Origin of the sequence: uncultured Maritalea sp. (genome assembly GCF_937139385.1) — a bacterium.
GTDB classification, from domain to species: Bacteria; Pseudomonadota; Alphaproteobacteria; order Rhizobiales; family Devosiaceae; genus Maritalea; species Maritalea porphyrae_A.
On record NZ_CAKZPW010000386.1, the window covers coordinates 1 to 2574 of the forward strand.

The following is a 2574-nucleotide window of genomic DNA, read 5'->3' on the forward strand; positions in this document are numbered from 1 at the left end:
GCCGTTGGTAAGCTCCATTGCAGCACGTGGCGCAAATGCTTTACCCATTCCAGTGGCCATCGTGCCCGGCTTCTTAACTGATGAACAAATCGAAGAGCTGGCCTAAACCTATTTGCGCTAAAACAAATTGTTTGCCCAATTGCTGAGCGCTCACAGGGAATCTACTTGCCTTTGCCAGCAGAAATACTATTTTATAACCATTCTAAAGAAGATTTTGCCCGCAATCGGGCATATGAGCTCGGAGATCTAAGACCATGTTTATTCAAACAGAGGCAACACCAAACCCGCAAACGCTAAAGTTCTTGCCGGGCCGGGACGTTTTGCCGGGTGATCCGATGGACTTCAGAACACCAGAGGCGGCAAAAGCCTCACCCTTGGCTGTTGCACTTTTCACCATTGAAGGCGTTACAGGCGTTTTCATGGGTGGTGATTTCATTGCGGTCACCAAAGATGATAGCGATTGGTCACACATCAAGCCTGCGATTTTAGGCTCGATCATGGAGCATTTCATGTCCGGTCAGCCTTTACTGGCAGATGGTGCGCAAGATGCAAAGGCGGACGCAGGGAACGACGAGTTTTTTGAAGAGTCAGACCAAGAAATGGTCGAAGTGATCAAAGAATTGCTCGACACACGTGTGCGCCCAGCGGTGGCTATGGATGGTGGCGATATCATTTTTAAAGGGTTTAAGCAGGGCACTGTTTATTTGCACATGCAAGGCGCGTGTTCGGGCTGTCCTTCTTCAACAGCGACCTTAAAAAACGGCATTGAGAATCTTTTGCGCCATTTCGTCCCCGGTGTTGAGGACGTGCAACAAATCTAGTGCGCGCGATTGGTCGCTAAATGACAAAATACCCCATTACATTGGCCATTGACACGGCACAGGCCTGTTGCCAGTGCGCGCTTATTGATGCCGATGGCACAAGCTATTCAATGTCAGAGGCCCGCGCCCGCGGGCATGCTGAACATGTGATGGACCAAATTGATGCGCTATTGGACAATGCCCAGCGCGAATATGATGATTTAGAACGCATTGTCGTGGCCTCTGGCCCGGGCTCATTTACCGGTTTGCGCGTTGGCTTGGCAGCCGCCCGTGGTTTGGCCGTCGCGCTGGATATTCCATGCCTTGGCATTCCCACCATGCTAGCGCTTTCTCTTAGCGGGCGTGAAAATAGCCCCTTGAGCGTATTGATTGATGCGCGGCGCGACCAACATTATCGACAAGATTTTTCGGCCCCGGGCAAACCTGTTGGCGAACCCAAAGCTTTTGAAAACACTACGGCTTTAAACGGCATCACCGATCAAAGCCGGATACTAGGATCAGGTGCAGAGTGGGCGGCAAACGAATGTGGGGCGCATAATATTGAATTGGCTCGCGACCCAGACATGCGCACTTTCCTCAATGTGGTCAAAATGGCCGAATTTGGCCAATTGGCGGACCCTAGCCACTTCCCGCCAGAACCTTGTTACCTGCGTGCAGCAGACGCAAAACCACAATCTGCCAAACAAATTGCCCGCCGATGAAAGTATGGATGGCCCCGGCAGGATTGCACATTGAACCCGCTCAACCAGGTGACGAAAAAGACCTAGCAAAACTGCACGCTGAAGGCTTTTTTCGCGGCTGGACGGTGGCTGATTTCCAATCCTATGTGCGCGATACACAAACCCCCATTTATGTGGCCTGCGATGCAAAGCATAGGATTGCAGGCTTTGCCATGCTGCGCATAACTGGGGATGAATGCGAATTGATGACCATTGTGGTCAGCAAAAAGTTTAAGGGCAAACGCCTTTCGACCGCGCTCATGCAAGCCATGATTGAAGATTTGATGATGAGCCCGGTCACCAAAATGTTTTTGGAGGTGGACGAGGACAATCAACCTGCCAGAAAACTCTACAATCGCTTTGGTTTCACGCAAATTGGCGAACGGCGCGGCTATTATCCTCGACCCGATGGCAAAACCGCGACCGCTCTTGTCATGAAAGCGGATCTCGGATAATCCAAGCGCTAGACAAAACAGCACTGCACCAAAGAGGTTTAGCCATGGGCGAAACAGGCGATAACACAAACCTTGAACAACAGTGTGAAACCTCTGGCATGCGCATGACCGAACAACGTCGGATTATTGCTCGTGTGCTTGAAGGCGCAACCGATCACCCAGATGTTGAAGAGCTTTATCGCCGCGCTTCAGATATTGACCCCAAAATCTCCCTTTCAACTGTCTATCGAACGGTAAATCTGTTCGAAGAAGCCGGCCTTGTCGCCAAGCATGATTTTAAAGACGGTCGCGCGCGGTTTGAACAAATTCCAGACGAGCATCATGATCATTTGATCGATGTGCGCACGGGCAAGGTCATTGAGTTTCGCAACGAAGAAATTGAAGCAATTCAAGAAGTGATCGCACGTAAACTAGGGTTCAAACTGGTTGATCATCGGCTTGAACTTTACGGCGTGCCGCTTGACGCCAAAAAAGGTGAAGGTGAGCCAAGCGAATGATTTGGAGGATCATTTTCTTTGTTGTTGTTACCATTCCTGGTTTGTTGGCGCTAATCCTATGCCAATCGATCATATTGGCGCT

Annotated in this window: 4 protein-coding genes and 1 pseudogene; all 5 read left to right on the top strand. The window is 50.3% G+C overall.

Going from position 1 to position 2574, the window contains the following annotated elements:
- Positions 1-106: pseudogene (locus Q0231_RS15455) on the top strand (universal stress protein); the annotation flags it as partial.
- A 148-nt stretch (positions 107-254) separates the two neighbouring features.
- Entirely contained in the window at positions 255-821 is a 567-nt protein-coding gene (locus tag Q0231_RS15460; RefSeq protein ID WP_299348937.1) for a NifU family protein, read from the top strand.
- Positions 822-841: 20 nt separating this feature from the next.
- The gene (tsaB, locus tag Q0231_RS15465) at positions 842-1522 is read left to right on the top strand and encodes a tRNA (adenosine(37)-N6)-threonylcarbamoyltransferase complex dimerization subunit type 1 TsaB (protein ID WP_299348940.1); all 681 of its coding nucleotides are present in this window, start codon (positions 842-844) and stop codon (positions 1520-1522) included.
- 8 nt (positions 1523-1530) lie between these two features.
- Complete coding sequence (gene rimI / locus Q0231_RS15470; protein WP_299348943.1) at positions 1531-1995, top strand: ribosomal protein S18-alanine N-acetyltransferase; 465 nt, start codon at positions 1531-1533, stop codon at positions 1993-1995.
- Between the two features lie 44 nt (positions 1996-2039).
- Positions 2040-2492, top strand: a complete 453-nt coding sequence (locus tag Q0231_RS15475; protein WP_299348946.1) for a Fur family transcriptional regulator — start codon at positions 2040-2042, stop codon at positions 2490-2492.
- The last annotated feature ends 82 nt before the right edge of the window (positions 2493-2574 follow it).

Bases quoted from the DNA above. Each gene is read 5' to 3' on its own strand.
- Q0231_RS15460 (WP_299348937.1), top strand. From the start codon at position 255: ATGTTTATTCAAACAGAGGCAACACCAAACCCGCAAACGCTAAAGTTC.
- tsaB (WP_299348940.1), top strand. From the start codon at position 842: ATGACAAAATACCCCATTACATTGGCCATTGACACGGCACAGGCCTGT.
- rimI (WP_299348943.1), top strand. From the start codon at position 1,531: ATGGCCCCGGCAGGATTGCACATTGAACCCGCTCAACCAGGTGACGAA.
- Q0231_RS15475 (WP_299348946.1), top strand. From the start codon at position 2,040: ATGGGCGAAACAGGCGATAACACAAACCTTGAACAACAGTGTGAAACC.